The 1118-nt window shown below is 38.3% G+C and carries 1 protein-coding gene; it reads right to left on the bottom strand.

All coding sequences use genetic code 11. The features are described 5' to 3' along the window. The coding region (locus N9I19_RS24865; protein ID WP_317779350.1) for a transposase at window positions 1–1118 on the bottom strand (1118 nt) is incomplete at both ends.

Genomic DNA, 1118 nt, shown 5'->3' with positions numbered 1-1118 from the left:
TCTTTAAAATACTCACTTTCCTGGAATGTAGCCTGTTCTGTATGTTCATTGGATTTAATACTGACAGAATAGGTCTTGCTTTTCGCTCCTTCTTTATAACAGCCCTCTTTTAAGGGACAAATCTTACACTTTTCTATATCGAAGTAATAGGTATCTGTTTGATTCGTCGCTACATCTTTTTTGCCCTGGCGAGCTTTCCTGATAGCCAAATGCCCAGCCTTACAAACGTACATTCCTGCATCCTTATTAAATTGAAATTCCTCTTCCTTCTTCCGGAATCCCTGTGTAACAGAAGGATTCAATTTTGCGACTAGTTTAATGTTATTTTCTTCACTGTATTCAATATTTCCCTTCTCTGAGTAAGCTGTATCGCCAATCACGGTCTCAATCACCATACCGGCAGCCGTGCTCTTTTCAATTAATGCCTTTAATTCTTTACCGTCCGTTTTTTCACCTGTAGTGATAGTCGCAGCTGTAATGATTCGTTCCTCACTCATCGCAATATGTGTTTTGTATCCAAAGAAAGAAGAGTCAGCACTCTTGTGGCCAATCTTGGCATCTTGGTCTTTGGAGATCCTTAACTGTTCGATATCATCGGATACCGTTTCCTTTAATAGATTTAACTGCTCTTTTACCTTTGGATATTGGGTGATACGCTCTTCTGTTTCCACTACCTCGATGAGCTTCTGGCAATAAGTAATTTCATCCTGCAATACATCAGTAGTGGTTTTGGATGGGAATTTATTTTTCATCTCTTCATCTATCGAATAGATTACTTTTCTTAATCCTTTAGATTGGTCCATCAATATTTCTTTTGGAGTCTTATGATTGTATCTGGCTTTCGTGTGGGTGGCATCCACAATAATCGTTTTGTTTTTAATGATTTCCTTTTCAATCGCAATCTCAACGGTTTTATGAATGAGCATATCCAAAAGGTTTATGTCTTTTAAACGGAGCTTTCGAAATTTCGTTAAGGAGCTAGGGTCAATAACTGGATCTTCTGGAGCCATGCCGAGGAAATATTTAAAGGACATGTCATACCTGGAACGCTCAACTATATCCACATCTGATAGGTCATGAATGGTCTTGAGCAGCAAATATTTAAACATACGTATTGG

Origin of the sequence: Peribacillus sp. CSMR9 (assembly GCF_033141925.1) — a bacterium.
Taxonomy (GTDB): domain Bacteria; phylum Bacillota; class Bacilli; order Bacillales; family DSM-1321; genus Peribacillus; species Peribacillus simplex_A.
This window is presented reverse-complemented; position numbering and strand designations above follow the sequence as displayed.